Source organism: Natrialba sp. SSL1, from assembly GCF_001861355.1.
In the GTDB taxonomy this organism is placed as follows: Archaea; Halobacteriota; Halobacteria; order Halobacteriales; family Natrialbaceae; genus Natrialba.
The window spans coordinates 166,128-186,206 of record NZ_MASN01000018.1 but is presented as its reverse complement, the minus strand read 5'-3'; the positions used below and the strand labels follow the sequence as shown (position 1 = coordinate 186,206).

Genomic DNA, 20,079 nt, shown 5'->3' with positions numbered 1-20,079 from the left:
CGCTAGCGGTCGTCGCCCATCTGCGGGTGGATTTTCTCCCAGTCGCTGGGGACGACTGGGCCGTCGAGTAGCGGATCGTTCGTCTCGGACATCCAGTCGACGAGTTGCGCCCGGAGTCGCTCCCGAACAGCGGCGACGGCTTGATTCCCGTTCTGGTCGGGAGTCTCCACTCTGTCGGGTGTGTCCTCCAGTACGAGGTTCTCCTGTTCGAGCGGATCTGCTTCGAGATCGTACAGTTCTTCGTAGGCGCGCTGGTCGCCGTAGAACTGTTCGTGCATCTCGCGGCCGGCGGCGCTGCAGTAGATATCCGTCGTCATGTAGATGTCGGGGAGGTGCCAGAAGTTGCGGACGTACTTCCAGCGCTCCGTTCGGATCGCCCGCATCGGATTGTATCGGTCGTGCCAGGTCATGCCGGCGAATATGCGGTCGCGGGGCTCGTAGTCGCCTTCGTCATCCCAGCCACCCCCACCACCGACCAACAGCGACGTAAACGCCCTCCCAGCAAGATCCGTCTCCGGCATCGGCGCGTCGGCAAGCTCGAGGAGCGTCGCGAACACGTCGACGTTACTGATGAGGTCGTCGACCGTCCGCTCACCTTCGATCCGCGCCGGATAGCGCATGAGCAGTGCGCCTTCGATCCCCGGATCGAAGCAACAGCCCTTCGCTCGCGGCATCGCCAGCCCGTGCTCGGTCGTAAAGACGACCAGCGTCTCGTCTGTGACGCCCACCTCCTCGAGTGCGTCGAGTACCGTCCCCATCGCCTCGTCCAACGCACCCAGCATCCCGTTGATCTCGGCGATATCCGATCGGATGCCGGGCTCGTCCGGGAGGAACTCGAGTGGGGCCACGTCCTCGGGATCCGGTGCGTCGTACCGGTCGGCCTCGAAACCGAAGCCGCCGTTTTCCTCGACACGGTGGAGTTCGAAGAAGCCGATCGAGGCGAAGAACGGGTCGTGGGATTCGTCGGGCTGATTGGACTCGAGTACGGACGCAAACTCGTCTGCGACGTCGTTCGCGCGGGCGGTTTCGTGGACGGCCGGCGACGTCTCGGCGGTCAGGGGCTGTTCGGTGTGAATGTAGTCGTAGCCGAGTTGGTCGGGGTACTCGGTGATGTGCTGGAGACCGAAGAGATGGGTCTCGTAGCCGGCGTCGCCGAGCAGATCTGGGAGGACCCGCTCGTCCGGTCCGAGCTTCCAGTCGCCGTGAGCGAGGCCGAGCATGCCGTTCTGGTGGGGGTGACGGCCGGTGAACAGGCTCGCCCGACTCGGCGAGCACTGCGGAGCGGTGACGAAGTGGCGGTCGAAACGGACGCCGTCGGTGGCGAGACTGTCGATGTGGGGAGTCTCCACGTCTGCGCCGTAACAGCCCAGATACGTCCCGAGGTCGTGGCAATGGACGAGAACGATGTTCGGGCGGTCGCTAGTCATACGGGTGGGATACATCGAGTGGCTGAGTAAGCGTTCGGACGCGACACAGTCCGTGAGTGTCGCCTACAGCCTAACTTCGCCGGGCGCGATACGTCGGCTGTGGCATCACGATATCGTTAATCACCTGCACGTTCCGGGCTGGTAGCCTTCCCCGCGTGTGGCGGAGCATTGCCAACCATGGCGGAGGACTCAGCGACTGCAGCTAACGGACGTGAATCGGAGTCACATTCGACAGCCCGGAACGTGGTTCTCGTCGTTCTCGACACGGCTCGTGCGACGAGTGTCGGCGAGTGGCCGACCGCGAACGCAAGGGCACAGCCCCCTGCCGAAGATGAACCGGCCGAGACCCACGATCCGGCTCAACCAACCCCGACGCTGTGCCGGCTCGCCGAAACCGGCACCGTCTTCGAGAACGCGTTCGCGACGGCCCCGTGGACGCTTCCCTCTCACACCTCGATGTTCACCGGGCTCTACGCCTCCGAACACGGCACGCACGGCGGCCACACCTTCCTCGATCCGGAACTTCGAACGCTCCCGGAGGCGTTCGACGACGCCGGCTACGAGACCGTCGGCATCTCGAACAACACCTGGATCACCGAGGAGTTCGGCTTCGATCGCGGCTTCGACGACCTCCGGAAGGGCTGGCAGTACATCCAGTCCGACGCCGACATGGGGGCCGTCGTCCGCGGCGAAGACCTCCGCGAAAAGATTCAGGCGACGCGCAATCGACTGTTCGACGGCAATCCCGTCGTCAACGCGGCGAACATCCTCTACAGCGAACTCCTGCAGCCGTCGGGTGACGACGGTGCCGCCCGCTCTGCGGACTGGGTCGACGGCTGGCTCGGCAACCGCGACGACGACCAGCCGTTTTTCCTCTTCTGTAACTTCATCGAACCCCACGTCGAGTACGACCCGCCGCGGGAGTACGTCGAGCGTTTCCTCCCCGAAGACGCGACTTACGAGGAGGCGACCGCGATCAGGCAAGATCCCCGCGCCTACGACTGTGCGGACTACGAGATCACCGAGCGTGAGTTCGAACTCCTTCGTGGCCTCTACCGCGCCGAACTCGCCTACGCCGACGCACAGGTCGGTCGCCTCCGCGAGGTACTCGAGTCCCACGGCGAATGGGAGGACACGCTCTTCGTGGTCTGTGGTGATCACGGCGAGCACATCGGCGAACACGATTTCTTCGGCCACCAGTACAACCTGTACGATACGCTGATCAACGTGCCGCTGGTCTGTCACGGGGGGCCGTTCACTGACGCTGATCTCGAGTCCGGAACTGGAGCCGACAACCCGACAGGAACCCACCGCGACGACCTCGTCCAGTTGCTCGACCTCCCACTCACACTCCTCGACGCCGTCGGTATTTCCGACCCTGAGCTACGCGAACAGGCGAACGGCCGCTCGCTCCATCCCGCGTCGGAGGACGAGCCGAGAGATGCTGTCTTTGCCGAGTACGTCGCCCCACAGCCGTCGATCGACCGCCTCGAAGCCCGCTTTGGCGACATTCCGGACCGCGTCCGCGAGTTCGATCGTCGCCTCCGCGCGATTCGGACGCACGAATACAAGTACGTCCGCGGTGACGACGGGTTCGAACGTCTCCACCACATCCCGACCGACCCGAACGAACAGTCGAATCTCGTCCAGGCAGAACCCGATACCGTCAGCACGCTCCAGGACCAACTCGAGGAGCGCTTCGATCCGCTGACCGAGTCCGAACCCGATTCGACGGACGAGGTCGCGATGCGTGAGGGGACGAAAGAGCGACTGGCCGATCTCGGCTATCTGTAAGCGGGTGGCTGGCTCTGTGTTAACTGCTGGTTCCGGACGACGTCCCACACGCTGTCCGATCCCGACTTGGTGACCGCTTCTCCCCTCGACTCGAGTCCAAGTAACTCGAGTCCACTCGCTGTGCCTGCAACGCCGTTTTGCCGCTCGCGCTGGAATCGTCGGTTGTGACTGTTTGCGCGCCCGGCCGACCGAATCGCATCCACAGCACCTACACCGGTCACCAACTGGTATCGGACGACTCGTGAGATGGCTGCGAACGAACACGGTGCCGATACGGAAGCGGAACAGCGCGGCTTTGGGACCTTCTTCCGAAACTACACGAAGACGTGGATTCACACCGTCGCGACGGTCGGTCTCACTGCCTTCGGGACGCTCACGTTCGTTCACCGCTGGTTCGCCGCTCTCGCGCTCGCCTCGTATCTCCTCCCGCCGATCGTTCTCTATATCCGCTGGCGCAGACGGCCCGATGAACTGGACCTCATCTCGAGGCACGCGGATCGTTCGCAGACTACGGCTGAACCAGCAACGGAACAGGATGTGACGGATTCGTCGGCGTCACCGCCGCTGTCGACGACACACAACGGTCGACCGCAGCCGGCCGACCGACACGGTGACGAGCAGTCCGACGAACCAGAGCGGACACCGGAGAAAGCACAGGATAGAACGGTTGAGGCAGAGGCGGGAGCCGACTCCGTCTCCGAGGGGAACGCTGCGTCTGATGCAATGGGTGACGCTCACGCTGCGGCCGCTGCCAACGGAGCCGAACCTGCTGACGACGACGAAACCACTGGCGACGACGACGAACCTGTTGATGACGAACCTGCTGATGACACCGAACCTGCTGATGACACCGAACCTGCTGATGACACCGAACCTGCTGACGACGACGAACCTACTGACGACGCCGACAGTCCGGCCGAACCAGAGCAGTGGCTGCTCCCGTCGGTCCCGACAACGGCGACACTGCACGACGTGGTCGTCACCGACACTGGTCGAGGCTACGCGGTCGGCGACGGCGGCGTCGTGCTCGCCGAGGCCGACGAGTGGACGACCGTTCTCGAGGACGGCCCCGGTGCCGCCGGCAACGATCTCGTCGGTGTCGACGCGACCGACGACGGCGACGCGGTCTGGATCGCTGGCGACAGCGGCACGGTGGGGCGGCTCGAGACGGAGACGGGTCGCCACACCGACCATACGGCACCGCGAGATATCACGAATAACTGGCTCGGGCTCGCAGTCGGCGGCTCGACGGGCGAGGAGACGGTCCTGCTCGCCGACGGCTCGGGAACCGTCGTTCGTGGACAGTACCGCGACGGTAACGTGACGTGGGACGAACCGGTCTCTCCCGGCAGCGGCTCGAGTCTGAGCGGTGTCGCGTTGGCCGACGCCACGACCGGCTATTGCTGCGATACGAACGACGGGGTCTTCGAAACGACTGATGGAGGCCAGTCGTTCGACCGGATCGGAATCGAGGGTGCGGACGGGACGCTGACTGACGTTGCGGTGCGAGCCGTGATGGAAACAGATGATGGACGCCCTGGCGACGGACCACCGTCGTCGGTCCTGCTCAGTGCCGACGATGGCGTCGTCCACCGCTATGACGGCACGAACTGGACACCGGAGCGAGTGGCATCGACAGCGCTGACCGGAATTGCTCGAACCGGCAACCGGACAGTGGCCTGCAGCGACGACGGCACGCTCTTCGAGCGTCCGTCGCCAGCCTCGTGGTCGCCGATTGATGACGACTCTGGGTTGTTCGAAAGCGACGATATAGACGCCCTACACGCCGTCTCCATCGGTTCGGGTCGCTGTATCGCAGTGGGTACCGCTGGAACGATTATCCAACAGGGACGGTACGATCATCCAGAGGATGGTAACGAGTGACAATATGGCCAGGGTACAACAGCCACGTTCGTAGACGTTCAGAGTCGAAATCGCAACAGGGTGGCACGAACGAACTGGTTAGCTGGATGGTACGCGCTGCGTATTCAGGCTCAACCGCTTTTTTCAACGCGACTGAAGGGACTGTTGTCGTACCGACGTGAACGCGGGGGGCGAGACGAGACGTGACAGGAAATGACGAAGCGACCACTCCACCGTCGGTATCGACACTCCCCATGAACCAGTTCCGCTCGACTCGACCGCGTCCGCAGGCGTCGTACACGGTCCGGCCGTTTCGACCGAGCGATCGGAGCGCCTTCCTCTCCCTCTACGAAGCGGTCTTCGACCGGAAACGCGGAACCGACTGGTTCCGCTGGAAATTCGAGCGAAATCCATTCGTCGACCACGTGCCGATTATCGTCGCCGAGCGGGACGGCGAACTCGTCGGCGCGCGGTCGTTCTTCGCGCAACCGATCCGCAACGGGGAAACCGTCTTCCGAGCGTTCCAGCCCTGCGACACGATGGTCCGTTCCGACCACCGGCGACAGGGACTGTTCGGCCGAATGAACGAACTGGCACTTGAGCGCTACACTGGCCAGGCGCAGAACCCGGCGTTCTGTTTTAACTTTCCAAACGAGCACTCGAAGCAGGGAAACATCAACCACGGCTGGCGGGACGTAGGAACGGTGCCGATGTACTATCGACCCCAGGATCCCAGTACTGTGCTGCGAGCGGTAACGGGCGAGACAGCAAGGACGGAGCCGACGGACTCGGCCGAATCGGTTGTAACAGCGGACTCGGCCGGGTCGAATATAGCAGACGGTTCGACACGACTTTCGACACCACACCCGGCGAAATCGCCGGACTCACTGCCCAGAACTGACGCCCCGTCGCCGACAGCGACAGCCAACACTACGGACGCCGGTTCAGTGGCCGACGACCGCAGCGTTCGCGCGGCCGACCGCGTCGCCCAGTCGGTCACGGCTGCAGTGCCGACCGTCCACCGTGCTGGCGACCGCCTGCTCGCGACGACCGACACCGAACTCACCATCGAGCGCCACGACCGGCCACCGGCCGCAGTCCTCGCAGCCATCTATCAGCGTTCGATCCCCGACGGCTACCACACCGACCGGAGCGAGACGTTCTACCGATGGCGTTTCGATCGACCAACCCAGTCCTATCCAACGTACGTCGCCACACGCGGTGACGAACCGGTTGCCGCACTCGTCACCGCCCCCAACAGCACCGCCGCCGGTGAGTCCATCGAGTTCGTCGAGACGGTGCCGCGCGACCTCGAGGCTGAGAGCGATGCACTCGAGTCCCTCCTCGTGCGGGCGCTGGCCGATGCGCGAGAGCGGGCGTTCGTGACGGCGTTCGGTGAGACGCTGCCGAAGCCGCTTCGGTACCGGTTCTATCCGGATACGCGGTTTCCGCTCTCGACGATCCTGCAGCCGGCCTGTCGGACGTTGTTGGTACGTGATCTCGTGGATGATGATCATGATGATGCTGCTCGTGCTGGTGTGAACGCAGCGGGCGGGATCGAAACGTGTTCGGCAGGCGACTGGTGTTTCTCGCGGCTCGATTTAGACACAACATAACATTTCTCCCCGCTGTGGACCGCTCGCTATGGAATCGAACGTCTGGGGTGGGCGCAAGTCAGTCGTCGTGCCGGGGATCACCGCGCCGAGCTCGCTCGCGTGTCTTCGCTCGTTCGCGCGACGGGGAATCCGGACTATTGTCGTCTCGAGCGACGAGCGGACCCCGTCGTTCCGATCGCGTTACTGCGACGAGGCAGTCGTCGTGCCGTCGCCACACGAGAACCTGCTCGCGTATAGGGACGCGCTGCTGTCGCTCGCGAAGCGTCCCGACGTACAAACGATTGTTCCCGTGCGCGAGCCGGACATCTACGTTCTTGCAGCGTACCGGGACGAATTCGCCGACCACATCGGAACGCCCTGGCCCGACCTGCAGACGCTCGCGCGCGTTCAGGATCGCATCGAACTCTTCGACACTGCGGCGGAGGCGGGCGTGTCTATTCCTGAAACGACGCTGTGCACCGAGGTTCCCGACCCGGACCGACAGTGGATCGTCAAACCGCGGTATTCGATCCTTACGGCCGAGTACGTCGACCGATACGGTCCCAAAACCTGCCTCGCACCGCCGTCGACTCGCTATCTCGAGTTCGATCACGCCGACGACGAGCGGATCGAGGTCGCACCGGCGAGCGGGACGCCTACTCCCGAGAACGGTTCGACCGACTCTCCGCTACCGGGCGACGATAGCGCCACTGGATCCTCGACGGCCGACTTCGCTGGCGACGTTCGTGCCAACACGCTGACCGCGACACCGACCAGTTCCACGCATACAGCAGCCGGCACGACAGACTACTCGCACGATCACCTCGATACCGACGGCGGGACCAGTGCAGCGTCTCCCTCGCCGTTGGCAGGCGATGATGGTGACCGCGATGGCGACGCTACCGATACCAGAGACACGAGCGATACTGCCGACACCACAGCCACCGCCGACACCGCTCCTGCCACCAATACCGGCGACACCACAGCCACCGCCGACACCACGGCATCGACACTCGAGTCCCTCCACGCCGAGATGCGCCACACCCCGATCGTGCAGGAGTACGTCCCGACGAGCGACGAGTACGCCTTCTTTGCGCTGTACGACCGCGGCGAGCCAGTCGCGACCTTCCAGCACCGCCAGCGACGGGGCTACAGCTACGCCGGCGGCCCGAGTTCCTACCGCGAGTCGGTTCGGATTCCCGCACTCGAAGAGGCAGGGCGAACGCTGCTCGATGCACTCGAGTGGCACGGCCTGGCGATGGTGGAGTTCCTGCGCGACGAGGAGACGGGTGAGTTCAAGCTGATGGAGATTAACCCGCGGTTCTGGTCGTCGCTGCCGTTTACGGTGCAGACGGGGGCGGACTTTCCGTACTACTACTGGCTGCTTGCGACGGGTGAGGACGAGCGGATCGACCACAGCTACGAGGTGGGGATCGGTGGCCACCTCCTCCGGGGGGAGCTGTTGCACCTCCATTCGATCCTGACGGCGGACGTGCCGCTGGTGGAGAAGCCGCGATTTTCGACGGCGCTGTGGGATGTTTGCCGGTCTATCGTTGCGGAACCGCGGTTCGATTACCTCAGCCGGACCGACCCCAAACCGTTCGTTCGGGACCTACTGAACGCAGCACAGTCGCTGCGGTAGTCTTGTGCAGTGTGCGGTTACTGGTAAAAATCAGGGTCGACGTTGGGCGGAGAATCACACTCGAAATCCGACCTGGGACCAGCCCGGACTGAATTGAGTGCACGCCAGGTTCTGAATCGATCACGCGCCCAGTGCCGGATCTGCGTCTAGTGCCGAACCTATCACACGTCGTGGGCGTACGTACCGTTATTTGACTCGGCGGACGACACTCGCTGTGGAGTCTGACCGGCGACCCGGAAGCGACCACTGCTCGCTGTGTGGAGCCACGCTCGGGGACGACCGGGAACACGTCTCCGAGGCGGCAAGCGCTAGCGGTTCCAGTCGCCCTACCCGGCACACGGAGTCGTTTTGTTCTCCCGGCTGTCGAACTGTGGCGGTTGCACTCGGAGTGCCGGCTACCGGTGCGGAAACGGGCGGAGAGATAGATACCAGACCCAACTCCGGCAGCGACCACGCTCAAACCTTCTACCGAATCGACGGCATGCACGCCGCTCTCTGTGAATCCTATCTCGAGTACGTCGCTGAATCCACACCCGGCGTTCACGAGGCCACTGCGAGCTACGTCACCGAAACCGTCCGCGTCGATCACGACCCCGATCGGGTTTCTGCGGTCGAACTCGAGTCGGTCCTGACGCGAACCGGCTACACGGCCTATCGTCGCGAGGAGGCAACGGGGAGGACCAAAGAAACGGCAACGACGGGGTCACAGTCCGAGACGGATGCAGAGTCCGCCACTAATACCAGTACCAGTACCAGTACCGTCCCCGAGTCGACCGGCGGCACCCAGCGCTCGCGCGAAATGACGGGCATCCGAAAGCGCCGCTCGGACGACATGCTCGAGATTCGGTACATCGTCGGCGTCGTCTTCGGTTCGTTCCTGCTCGTGCCCTACGTCGCGGTGCTGTATCCGACGTATCTCGCCGGCGTCGTCGACTGGGGCTTCCTCGCACTCTACGAGGAGGCCTTCCAACGGTTCGACGGGACGCTGATCCTGCCGCTGTTTTTCACTGTCACCGGTGCCGTGCTCTACCTCGCCGGGATGCCCCTGTTACGCGGGGCCTACATCAGTCTTCGACGCCGCCGAGCGAGTACGCACCTGCTCGCCGCGCTCACCATCGGTGCCGCGTTCTGTTATGGTACCATCGCCATCTTCGCCGGCCGGAACGACATCTACTACGATCTCACGGTGCTCGTCGCTGCGCTGGTCATGGCCGCGTTCTTCGCCGAGGCGATGGGGAAGCGCCAGGCGATGGACCGCCTCACTGCGCTCACGATTTCGCAGGTATCGACGGCGCGGCTGTACGACCCCAGCCAGGGAGACCAGGGCCACGAGACGAGCGCATCGCCCGCCGATGACGACGCGGCCGACACCCGTTCCGCCCCCGTCGAGGATCTCTCTGGCGGTGATCGGGTCCTCGTCCGGGCGGGCGAGCGCATCCCCGTCGACGGCACGCTCACGACGGGCACCTGTCGAGTCGACGAGGCGGTCGTCACCGGTGAATCGCTGCCCGTCACGAAGACGGCCGGCGAGGAGGTCGTCGGCGGCTCCGTCGTGCTGGACAACGCCGCCGTCGTCGCCGTCGGCGAACACCCAACCAGCAGCATCGACAGACTCACGCAGGTCGTCTGGAATCTCCAGAGTGCGACCCACGGCCTCCAGCGCCGCGCGGACGACCTCGCCGCGCTCGCACTCCCGTTCGTCCTCGTCGTCGCCGGAGCGGTCGCCGTCGCAACCATTGCACAGGGTGCCAGCTACACGACCGCCACACTGGCGACACTCCTGACGATCATCGTCGCCAGCCCGTGGGCACTCGGCTTCGCCACCCCCTGCTCCGTCGCCGCAAGCATCCGCGAGGCGATGGCCCACGGCATCATCGTCTTCGACGAAACCGTCTTCGAACGCCTCCGCAGCATCGACGTCGTCGTCTTCGACAAGACCGGCACCCTCACCACCGGCGAGATGTCCGTCCTCGAGGCCGACGCGCCGCCCGAGTTGTTGCAGGCCGCGGGGGTACTCGAGTACCGCGCTGCACATCCGGCGGCACAAGCGATCGCGGATGCCTTTGCGGGGTCGGAATCGGCCCGCTCTGACGGCGGGACCGCGTCATCGAATACCGACGACACCAACGACACCGACGACGCCGACGGTGGCGTGACCACGAGTTCCGAGACGGCTACGGACAATTCTGCCGACGAGTACGTTGACGAGTTCGCCACACACGACCGCGGCGTTTCCGGGCTCGTCGACGGGAACCGTGTACTCGTCGGTCACCCTGATCTGTTCGCGGCCCGCGGGTGGGACTGTTCCGACTCACTCGAGCGTCGCGCAGCGTCGGCCCGATCAGCGGGCCGGTTGCCGGTGCTCGTCGGACGTGACGGTTGTGCGGAGGGGATCATCGTCATCGGCGACGAGGCACGAGCAGAGTGGGACGAGACGATCACGGCGCTCGCAGCGAACGGTATCGAGGTCGTCGTTCTCACCGGCGACGAGGGGAACGCGGCGTCGTCGTTCGCGGCCCACGCGGACGTGAGCCACGTCTTCGCAGGTGTCCCGCCGGATGGCAAGACCGCCGCTATTCGCCGGCTCTGCGAGGAAAACCGCGTCGCGATGGTCGGTGACGGGACGAACGACGCGCCGGCGCTCGCCGCGTGCGACCTCGGCATCTCGCTCGGCAGCGGGACGGCGCTGGCCGCCGACGCGGCCGACCTCGCTATCGTCGACGACGACCTCGCGGGCGTCGAGCGGGCGTTCGCCCTCGCCCAGACTGCCCGTCGTCGGGTGTACCAGAATCTGATACTCGCGTTCGGCTACAATGCGCTCGTGATTCCGCTCGCAGTCGCCGGTGTGTTGAATCCGCTGTTCACGACGGTTGGCGTCGTGGGGACTGCGGGGATCATCGCGGCGAACTCGTGGCGGCCGTTGCTCTCGGCGTAGTACTCGGCGATACTGACGTCCACACGACCGTATTGACGGACACAGCGACGCGGGAGTCTCCCCGCGAGCCGGCGGATTCCACCGCGAGGGCAAACTACTCGGGCCGTCGGGTCGCATCCCGCTCACGTCCGAGGAACAGCGTCGATGTTGTCGCCAATACACCGTGCGTGTCGCCACTTGCGCGACCGATCGCGATGACGGCGAGTACCGCCGTCGACACGCGCCGCGCCTACTGGCTCGTCTTCCTCGCCACCGGGAGCTACACCTGTCTGATGTTCGTCTGGTTCTCCCTCCCGGCGTACCTCCCGACGATCATCGGCGAACTGGGCCTCACGAGCACGCAGGCTGGCCTCCTCGCCGGTGCCGTCCCGCTTACCTACATCCCGCTTGCGCTGTTTTCGGGGCTCGCCGTCGACCGCATCGGACCCGGTCGCAGCCTCGCGGCCGGCGTCCTCTGCTACGGCGTCGCCCAGATCGGCCGCAGCGTCGCCACCGGCTTCCCCTCGCTGCTCGCCTGGACGCTCCTGCTCGGGGTCGGCGCGACCGCGATCACCTTCGGCCTCCCGAAACTCGTCGGCGTCCTCTTTCCGCCCGGTAAAACCGGTCGTCCCTCTTCGATCTACCTCGTCGGTGCCTCTGCCGGCTCCGCGTTCGTCTTCGCCGTCGGCCGTCCCATCCTCGGGCCCGCTCTCGGCGGCTGGCGCGCGCTGTTCCTCTGGAGTGGTATTGTTTCAGTCCTCTACGGCGTCCTCTGGCTCCTGGTTGCGCTCCGTACCCGACTTGACGGGCGCACGAACGACGCCCAGCGCGGCACCGACGACTCGTTCTCACTCGAGTCCGTCCACACTGACCTCCGGCTCGTCCTCACCCACCGCCAGCTCCAGCTCGTCGTCGTGCTCGGCGCGATGTACCTCCTGCTCAACCACGGCATGCAGGGCTGGCTTCCGACGTTGCTGGAGTCCCGCGGGCTGTCGGCCGGTCGCGCGGGCCAGGCGACGAGTCTGTTCGTCGTCGCCTACGTCGGCGGCGTCCTCGCGGTTCCCGAACTGGCGGACCGATTCGACGCGCGGCGACAGGCGCTGATGACGTGTGGAACGGCCGCTTTCGCCGGCGTCGGGCTCCTCATCGCGGGCACCACCGGCGCGCTGGCGGTTCTCGGCATCGTCGTCGCCGGTATCGGCACCGGCGGCGTCTCGCCGCTGGTCCGTGCGATCCCACCCGAACTCGAGGGCATCGGTGCCAGACTGACCGGAACCGCGGTCGGCTTCATCTTCGCGGTCGGCGAGATTGGCGGCTTCTTCGGGCCGGTCCTGATCGGCGCGCTCCGGGATGCGACTGGCTCGTTCGTCCCCGGATTCGGGCTGCTCGCGGCGGGCGGACTGGTCGTCGTGCTGGCGGGGTGGGCGCTGCGGCCGTAGAGTGGGACGATACGCCGCGGCCGTAGATGGCGGCCAGAGGCCGTTGCTGGTCGGCTACCGAACACGCCTGGTCAGCTACCGGACGCGCATAGCAACCGATTCCGTCGAACCCCAGTCTTCAATCGTGATCCTCAATTTCGACCCCCGTGCCACACTCCGGACAGACCAGTTCGGCCTCGGCCTCGCGTCCAATTCGCAGGTGGTCGTGGTCGCAGTCCGGACACGAGACATCCCTGTCGTCGAGCACCGGAATCCGTGTAATTCGAACGTCGTCGCTGTCCCGCGGTGCCCCGAGTGCGAGCGCGACGACTCGCTCGTCGCCATCGTTTCGCCCGGACTGGAACTCGCCGGGTGCAAAGCGAATTGCTTCCCGTTCGGCGACGGTGAGTTCCCTTCCGTTCTGCCCGTCTTTCACGTCCTGCCTATCGTATTTATCGTGCTCGTCCAACCCGTTCTGCTCGTTCTGCTCGTCCTGCTCTCCACCCACTCGTGCAACCTCGAACGTCACCTCCCCCTCGAGTACAACGAACACTTCCTCCTGATCCATGTGCGCGTGGACCGATCCGCTGAATCGCTCGCCGGACTCGAGTACGTAGTGTGTGATAGCGAGGTGGTCGGTGCCGAGTGCGGTCGCGAGGTCGCGCCGGCCGGTGTGGAGGTCGTCGTACGGTGCTGACTCGATATCGTCGATCGAGATGTGTTCCATGCGCGCTGTTCGTGACCGACTGCCAAGAAATTGTTACTGTCTCGGATCGGCACTGAGTTGGAACCGAACCCGTTCCTCGTCGGGACCGCGCGTTTCGCGCCCGGTCACCTCAATATGGCCGATCTCGCCCGTGTTCTCGACGTGCGTACCAGCGCAGGCAGTACGGTCAATGACGTTGTCGTTGGCTCCGATCTGGACGATCCGTACCTCGGTGATCGACTCCGGCAAGAGGTGGAGTCGCGTTCGGTCTGGGTCGAGGCGCGCTTCGGCGTCCTCGCGGTCGAGGGTGTTCCACGTGACTGTGAGTTCGTCGTCGACGAGGTCGTTCAGCCGCCGCTCGAGTCGTTCGAGGTCGGCGTCCTCGAATCGCTCGTATGCACAGTCGAGGCGCGCGCGGTCGGCGTACAGCTGGTTACCCGTCGTCTGGGCGTCGAACTCCTCGAGAAGGACGGCAGAGAGCAGATGTTGGGCGGTGTGGTAGCGGTTGTGTGCACGGCGACGGTCGGCGTCGAGTTCGCCGACGACTGTTGTGCCTGGAGCCGGCGGTTCCGTGTCGTTCTCGAGTTCGAGGTGGTGGTAGATGGTATCCCTCTTTTGAACGTCGGTGACGGACCACGATTCGTCACCGTCCTCGAGTCTGAGGCTGCCGGTATCGGCTGGCTGGCCGCCGCCTTCGGGGTAGAACGCCGTTTGGTCGAGCACGACGCGGTCGTCGGCGATACGGTCGACAGTCGCCACGAACTGCGTCTGTTCGGAGTCCTCGAGATAGAGTGCGTCGGTCATGGGTGAGTGCAGACACCACGCCGTCGAATATCCTTCGCTGGGCGGTGGAGCACAGCAGGCAGCACCGGCGCGTCATCTGTCACCCGTTAGTCGTCGCTGCGTACGCTGTGCTCGTCACTCATCGTGCTCATCACTCTCCCTCCTGTCCGTCCACCCGGGCCGGCGGCGTCTTCGAGAAGTAGTTCCCGAGTAGATCCCGGTTGTTTGCAACCCACTCGTAGCCGTGGTCTCGCACCTGCTGGTACTCCTCGAAGTGGTGAACGAACCGGACGAGGTCGTGAACCGGGCCGCCGATATCGGCGCGCAAAAACGCTTGTTCGATCGATTCGCCACAGGAGTGAACGCCGTCTTCGGTAACCAGGTGCGAACAGTCCTCGTACTGCTCCGGCAACGCCGCTCGTAGCTCGGGCGTCTGATCGAGATCACTGAATCCCACGAGTGGGATCGATGACCGTGACGTAAGGTAGTCCGCCCACCAAGTGCAAAACCCGCAATCGTCGTCGTAGACGAGTGTCGGTGTCTCCATGCGTAATACTCGTCGGCCAGTTACTAACCAGTACTGTGTCTAATCGGTGCCGATAGCCGTTCTCGTCCGTCTCGTTTCCGTCTCGCCGTGGCTAGTCATTGCCACCACCCCTCGGCCGCCGCCAGAACATTATTGCTTCCCGTCACCAATGCAGCGCCATGAGCAGCGCGGCCCGACCGCTCTCGGAACCACAGGTCCTCGCCCACACCAAGCGACGACTCTTCCCCACAGACGACCAATCCTACGTCGTCGCCGACACGCAGTTCTCCCAGGAAGAGTGGCTCCCCGGCCACCCCATCGATCCTGCCGTCCGCGACTGTCTGGCCCCGTTCAACCACGTCGAAATCGGCGGTGGATTTCCCGACCTCGTCGGCGTACAGGTACTCGAGTCCGACCTGCTCGCGGTCGACCGCCTCGGCGAGGAGCCGCCGCTGGTCGCCGTCGAGGCCAAGGGGCACACGAGCACGGGTACGAGCAACGGCGTCGACACCGAGCGCGCCATCATGCAGGCCTACGACCGCCTCCACGAGGCGAACGCGGCGTACATCGCGGCACCGGCGACGGCGATTACGAACACTGACCGGACGCTCGCCCGGGAGCTGAACGTCGGCGTTCTCGGCGTGAAGGTGGGCGGTGATGTCGCGGTACTCGAGCGCCCCCGGCTGGTAGGCAACCGAACGACGACCGAAGCGTCGGCGCTGCGATTCCAGGCGAGCGCGCAGGGCGTCGCGGACAGGTCGTTCGGCCTGAATCATCCGAAGAACTACCTCGGCTATCCGCTGGCACACTACGCTGATGGCGACACGGCGACGCTCCTCGCCGAGTACGATGTGGTCAGTGCCGTTGACGACGCCAGACGTGGGGCGGCGTTCCTCGGCCTGATCGAGGACCGCGAGCGCGTCGCGCTCACGTCGCTCGGTGAGGAAGTCGTCCGATTTGCGAAGGCCCACTGCGGGTCGGTCGAGGCGGCACTCGCGGCGTTTCAGGAGTGGTACCGCTCGCAAAAACGGTTCGTCGATCTCGCGCCAGCGTGGGGACAACTGGCTCGCCGGGTCGTCTTCCAGTACCCCGCGACCGAACTGCTCGTCGGCGAGTTGCAAACGATGCACGACGACTGGAACACCGATCCGTCGCTCGTCGATTTGGTCACGCACTGCCACGAGTTGCACCCGACGTTCACCGTCGAGTTGTTCGTCCGCGGCGACGAGGCCGTGCGGCGGCGGGTGTTGACCGAGGGTGGATCCCTCCGGTGTGAGGCACTGACGGACGGCGAGGTCTACCACGCACCGACGGTGTTCCAGCTCAAGGCGATGTTGTACCACACGGGGATTCTGACGAGTCGGGGTGCAGAACCGCACCGACTCGAGCCGACAGAGGACGTGTGGGCGCTTTGTAACCCCGTTTGACGGCGACACTCCGGCAATACTCTGTTCTCCCTCCAACGTTACGTTCACGCGAGCGTCCCCTGCAGGCCGAACTGCCGGCGAACGAGTGCTTTTAGATCTCTACACCGAACGTCGAGTATGGCCGGTGATCCCCTCCGATGATGGCGACGACCCACGTCTTCGCTGGCCTCGCACTCGTCGCTCCGGTCGCGTATCTCTCCCCGGAGCTGTCTGGACCGCTCGCAGTCGGCGCGATCGCTGGCGGAATCGCTCCGGATCTCGACCTGCCGTTTACCCACCGGCGGACGTTTCACTTCCCGGTTGCCGGCGTGGCTGCTGTCCTCGGTGCGATTGCAATTGTGGCGCTTTCACCCAGTGCTGTAACCGCCAGTCTCGCCGCGTTCGTTGCCGCAGCCTGGCTTCACGCCGCCAGCGACGCACTCGGCGGTGGCCCCGAGATGGACCCCTGGCAAAACCGCACGGAGCGAGCCGTCTACGACCACGTCCGCGGGCGCTGGATTCGTCCCCGACGGTGGATTCGCTACGACGGCGCACCCGAAGACGCGGTGCTCGCCACCACCCTCGCCGTTCCAGCACTGCTCGTCTTCGACGGCTGGGTCGCCGCGGCGATTCTCGGCGGTCTCGCCGTTTCACTCCTCTACGCGCTCCTTCGCCGCCGGCTGATCCACTGGACCGCCGAGTGGGAGTGGCTCGAGTAGCTCGCGATTGCAGCGACACACCCGTCGTCGCTCACCAAGTCGATCGGTTGTGATGTGACCGACTCACATCACCGCTCCCGAGTCGGAACGCTGATACCATCAGTCTCCAAGACAGTGACATGGTCGAGACGTTCGTTACACAGACGCTGCATCTCGTCTTCGCCGCGATCTGGGCGGGAAGCGTCTTCTACGTGGCGTTCGTCGTGTTGCCCCTCGCCCGCGACGGTGAGTTCAACTCGACGGCACCGCTCGAAGTCATCTCGAGTAAGCTGACGACAATCTCGCGCGTGAGCGCACTCGTCCTGTTGCTCACGGGCAGTCACCTGGCAGCCGAACGATACACGTCCGAGAGCCTGTTCGGGTCGATCGACGGCCAACTCGTCCTCGCGATGGTCGGCCTCTGGTTGGTCCTCGCGGCGCTGGTCGAGATCGGCTCGAAGCGACTCGAAAGTGGCCTCAACGGGAAGAAACTCCGGGAACCGGCGGCGAACGCGCTCGGTCTGTATCGACTCGCTGCCGTCGTCGCCATCGCACTGCTCGTCGTCGCCGGCGCGATTACGACGAACTTCGCGATGTCGCTGCCGCTGTAGGCTGTCTCCTTTCATTCCGACTCGTTCGTTTCCTGGATCCTGCAAGCCGTCTTTTTTGTATCGTATTGCTGGGAGCAACCAACATTCTTGCGAAAGATACTTAGTCAGTTACTGTAAGGTACTCTCATGATGTTCAGGGGGAAAGGTATGGCACTCTCTGTTCTCGCGGTCGGAACAGCAGCCGTTGCCGGGTACGTACTCAGTTCGAGTCGCTCTGCGGACTCCGCCGCCCGATCCAAGGCGAACCTCGGCGCGCGTATCGTCCACCCCTCGTCGGTCCCCGCCGGTGCGACCGTCGTCGATATCTCTTCTCGCCGACTCGACGACATCCCCGGTGCCCGACGAGCGCTCGCGCGCGCAGTCCGCCACGACGCCCACGAGGAGTGGGAACACGTCACCCTAGAGCGCGACGGCGCCTGGTCGATCGTCGACGCCGTCCGCGAATCGCTCCCCTACTACGAGGGAACCGGCACCGAGTACAACGGCGTCTACGTCCAGTACGACGACCGCATCGTCGTCCTCGATGCAATTGGCTGGGCTCACCTCGAAGAACCGCTGCAGTAGATCCAGTTTCAGGGGTACTCGAGTCCACTCGCTAGTACGAACCCATCGGCAACGACACTGGCAGTGCCACTGACGGTACCCGGTCTCAGACCGCGATCTGCAGAACCTGCTTTTCGCTCTCTTCTGTTGCAGTTGACGACAGCCGGCCAGCATCGCAACACATCGCGACACATCGCGACACGAGCGATCGGGCCGCAAAATCACAACCACTACCTCGCTCCGCCGCGGACCGACCGCTATGCAACTGGGCGTTATCGGACTCGGACGTATGGGACAGATCGTCGTCGACCGTGTCCTCGATGCGGGCCACGATGTCGTCGCCTTCGACCTCAGCCCCGAAGCGGTCGCAACGGCTGCCGATGCCGGCGCCGAACCGGCGGACTCGGTCGCGGACCTCGCAGACCGACTCGGCAACGAGAAACGCATCTGGCTGATGGTTCCTGCCGGGGAGGCGGTCGACGCGACGCTCGATGACCTCGATCCCCATCTTTCGGACGACGACGTGGTAGTGGACGGCGGGAACTCCTACTTCGAGGACTCCGTTCGCCGTGCGGAGGCTTGCTCCGCGGCGTACCTCGACTGTGGCACCTCCGGCGGACCCGCCGGTGCGGAACTCGGCTTTTCGCTCATGGTCGGTGGACCGACCTGGGCCTACGAGGAACTTACGCCCGTCTTCGACGCCGTCGCGACCGGCCCCGACGGCCACGAACGAATGGGTCCCGCGGGCTCCGGCCACTACGTGAAGATGATCCACAACGGCGTCGAGTACGCGCTCATGCAGACCTACGGCGAGGGATTCGAACTGCTCCACGAGGGCCGGTACGACCTCGATCTCGAGAGCGTCGCCTCGGTCTGGAACAACGGCGCGGTGATCCGCTCGTGGCTCCTCGAACTCTGCGAAGAGGCGTTCCGCGAGGAGGGAAGCGACCTCGGCGACGTCGCCGACCGCGTCGAGGGCGGCTCCACGGGAACCTGGACGGTACAGGAAGCACTCGAGCAGGAGGTACCGCTGCCGCTGATCTACACTGCCCTCTCCGAGCGGTTCGGCTCGCGGGCCGACGACGGCCGATTCTCGCGCCGCCTCGCGAACAGGCTTCGCTACGGTTTCGGTCGCCACGAGGTTCAGCGCCGCGACTGAGCGGGCTCACCGTCTCTTCGTCGTTTCGTCTATCTCCTCATCTGGACGGCATACCTGGGCTGCTCACCACCGTTCAAAAATACCCCATCAGTGGGTTGTTCCGACCGTCGTTCCCGACACCGGGATTCTCTGTCCGCTCAAACTGCCTCTGGGCGCTGCAGAGAACACCGGAAGGATTATGCCACCGTCGCCGCTATCTACCCACAACCGGAGTCTCAGGAGATCCGCGGCGACTCGTGGTCTCTCACCTGACACTCATTCTCTCGTGACTACTGTGGCTGCAATATTGGGTCATTTTCTTTACCACTGGTACCCACAGCATTAGTTATGAACTCGCACAGCGCGCAGTCAGTCTCCGTCGCAGTTGCAGATCAACGCCCAAGTATGGCCGTCGTCGACCTGATCGCCCGCGTTGACGGTACAGATCCGATCGAACTCGAGCCACTCTACAACGTCATCGATCCCGACGTGCTCGATTCGCTCTGTGAGTCGAGTCCCGGCCTTGACCGACTCGAGTTCACCTACCACGGTCGACAGGTGACGGTCGAAGCGACGGACGAGACGACGGCTGAGACTGTCGAGATTTCGCTTGGCAAGGACAGCACTGCCGCCGACGGTTCGGGTGGCATAGTCAACACTGAGCCAACGATTTAAGTTCAAGTGTGCGTCTGGTGTCTGTCAGACTCGTGAGCGGGTGCTGTGTCGATCGCTTGCGACCGCTGACCTGCGATCTGCGATTGTCCGGAACGGGAATCATTTTGCTGATGGGTGCCCTACAAACAGGGAAGGGCGCGTAGCTCAGTGGACAGAGTTTTTGGTTCCGGACCAAGATGTCGCGGGTTCAAATCCCGTCGCGCCCGCTATTCTGTGTGAGCGACAGCGAACACGAATAGCGAACCGAGCGGGATTTGAATCAGGGAGGAGCTCTGCTCCGACCGTGGTTCACAATCCCGTCGCGCCCGTTCGGTTCGCTTTACTCACCTCACGGATGCGA

Annotated in this window: 16 protein-coding genes and 1 tRNA gene; 13 read left to right on the top strand and 4 right to left on the bottom strand. The window is 64.4% G+C overall.

What is annotated here, in order from left to right; genetic code table 11:
• Positions 1-2: 2 nt before the first annotated feature.
• On the bottom strand, positions 3-1,427 hold the full coding sequence (locus BBD46_RS05045) for a sulfatase family protein (RefSeq protein WP_071400656.1): 1,425 nt from the start codon (positions 1,425-1,427) through the stop codon (positions 3-5).
• A gap of 177 nt (positions 1,428-1,604) precedes the next feature.
• Between BBD46_RS05045 and BBD46_RS05040 the strand changes: the two genes are divergently transcribed.
• The 6 genes from BBD46_RS05040 to BBD46_RS05015 all read left to right on the top strand — a co-directional run bounded on the left by BBD46_RS05040 (position 1,605) and on the right by BBD46_RS05015 (position 12,674).
• Positions 1,605-3,221 carry a sulfatase gene (locus BBD46_RS05040; protein WP_071400655.1) on the top strand — a complete coding sequence of 539 codons (1,617 nt, stop codon included), beginning with the start codon at positions 1,605-1,607 and terminating at the stop codon, positions 3,219-3,221.
• Between the two features lie 246 nt (positions 3,222-3,467).
• Complete coding sequence (locus BBD46_RS05035) at positions 3,468-5,105, top strand: sialidase family protein (protein WP_071400654.1); 1,638 nt, start codon at positions 3,468-3,470, stop codon at positions 5,103-5,105.
• Between the two features lie 233 nt (positions 5,106-5,338).
• Positions 5,339-6,700, top strand: coding sequence for a GNAT family N-acetyltransferase (locus BBD46_RS05030; protein ID WP_071400653.1), 1,362 nt, complete (start codon positions 5,339-5,341; stop codon positions 6,698-6,700).
• A 28-nt stretch (positions 6,701-6,728) separates the two neighbouring features.
• Positions 6,729-8,321: an ATP-grasp domain-containing protein gene (locus tag BBD46_RS05025; protein ID WP_071400652.1), complete on the top strand. Its 1,593-nt coding sequence runs from the start codon at positions 6,729-6,731 to the stop codon at positions 8,319-8,321.
• 481 nt (positions 8,322-8,802) lie between these two features.
• Complete coding sequence (locus tag BBD46_RS05020; protein WP_253184511.1) at positions 8,803-11,256, top strand: heavy metal translocating P-type ATPase; 2,454 nt, start codon at positions 8,803-8,805, stop codon at positions 11,254-11,256.
• A gap of 194 nt (positions 11,257-11,450) precedes the next feature.
• Entirely contained in the window at positions 11,451-12,674 is a 1,224-nt protein-coding gene (locus BBD46_RS05015; protein WP_071400650.1) for a CynX/NimT family MFS transporter, read from the top strand.
• Between the two features lie 118 nt (positions 12,675-12,792).
• Here the strand turns inward: BBD46_RS05015 and BBD46_RS05010 are convergent, their stop codons facing one another.
• The 3 genes from BBD46_RS05010 to BBD46_RS05000 form a co-directional block, all read right to left on the bottom strand.
• Entirely contained in the window at positions 12,793-13,380 is a 588-nt protein-coding gene (locus BBD46_RS05010; protein WP_071400649.1) for a cupin, read from the bottom strand.
• Between the two features lie 33 nt (positions 13,381-13,413).
• Entirely contained in the window at positions 13,414-14,163 is a 750-nt protein-coding gene (locus BBD46_RS05005) for an alanyl-tRNA editing protein (protein ID WP_071400648.1), read from the bottom strand.
• Positions 14,164-14,293: 130 nt separating this feature from the next.
• Entirely contained in the window at positions 14,294-14,689 is a 396-nt protein-coding gene (locus BBD46_RS05000; RefSeq protein WP_071400647.1) for a thiol-disulfide oxidoreductase DCC family protein, read from the bottom strand.
• Positions 14,690-14,847: 158 nt separating this feature from the next.
• Between BBD46_RS05000 and BBD46_RS04995 the strand changes: the two genes are divergently transcribed.
• From BBD46_RS04995 to BBD46_RS04965, 7 genes are all read left to right on the top strand, one after another.
• The gene (locus BBD46_RS04995) at positions 14,848-16,095 is read left to right on the top strand and encodes a hypothetical protein (RefSeq protein ID WP_071400646.1); all 1,248 of its coding nucleotides are present in this window, start codon (positions 14,848-14,850) and stop codon (positions 16,093-16,095) included.
• A 140-nt stretch (positions 16,096-16,235) separates the two neighbouring features.
• Complete coding sequence (locus tag BBD46_RS04990) at positions 16,236-16,793, top strand: hypothetical protein (protein ID WP_084777688.1); 558 nt, start codon at positions 16,236-16,238, stop codon at positions 16,791-16,793.
• A gap of 119 nt (positions 16,794-16,912) precedes the next feature.
• Positions 16,913-17,383, top strand: coding sequence for a copper resistance protein CopD (locus tag BBD46_RS04985; RefSeq protein ID WP_071400644.1), 471 nt, complete (start codon positions 16,913-16,915; stop codon positions 17,381-17,383).
• 147 nt (positions 17,384-17,530) lie between these two features.
• Positions 17,531-17,947: a hypothetical protein gene (locus tag BBD46_RS04980; RefSeq protein WP_071400643.1), complete on the top strand. Its 417-nt coding sequence runs from the start codon at positions 17,531-17,533 to the stop codon at positions 17,945-17,947.
• A gap of 238 nt (positions 17,948-18,185) precedes the next feature.
• Entirely contained in the window at positions 18,186-19,085 is a 900-nt protein-coding gene (gnd, locus tag BBD46_RS04975; protein ID WP_071400642.1) for a phosphogluconate dehydrogenase (NAD(+)-dependent, decarboxylating), read from the top strand.
• 327 nt (positions 19,086-19,412) lie between these two features.
• On the top strand, positions 19,413-19,739 hold the full coding sequence (locus BBD46_RS04970; protein ID WP_256374962.1) for a HalOD1 output domain-containing protein: 327 nt from the start codon (positions 19,413-19,415) through the stop codon (positions 19,737-19,739).
• 133 nt (positions 19,740-19,872) lie between these two features.
• Positions 19,873-19,945 (top strand) — tRNA-Arg (locus BBD46_RS04965).
• Positions 19,946-20,079: the final 134 nt, after the last annotated feature.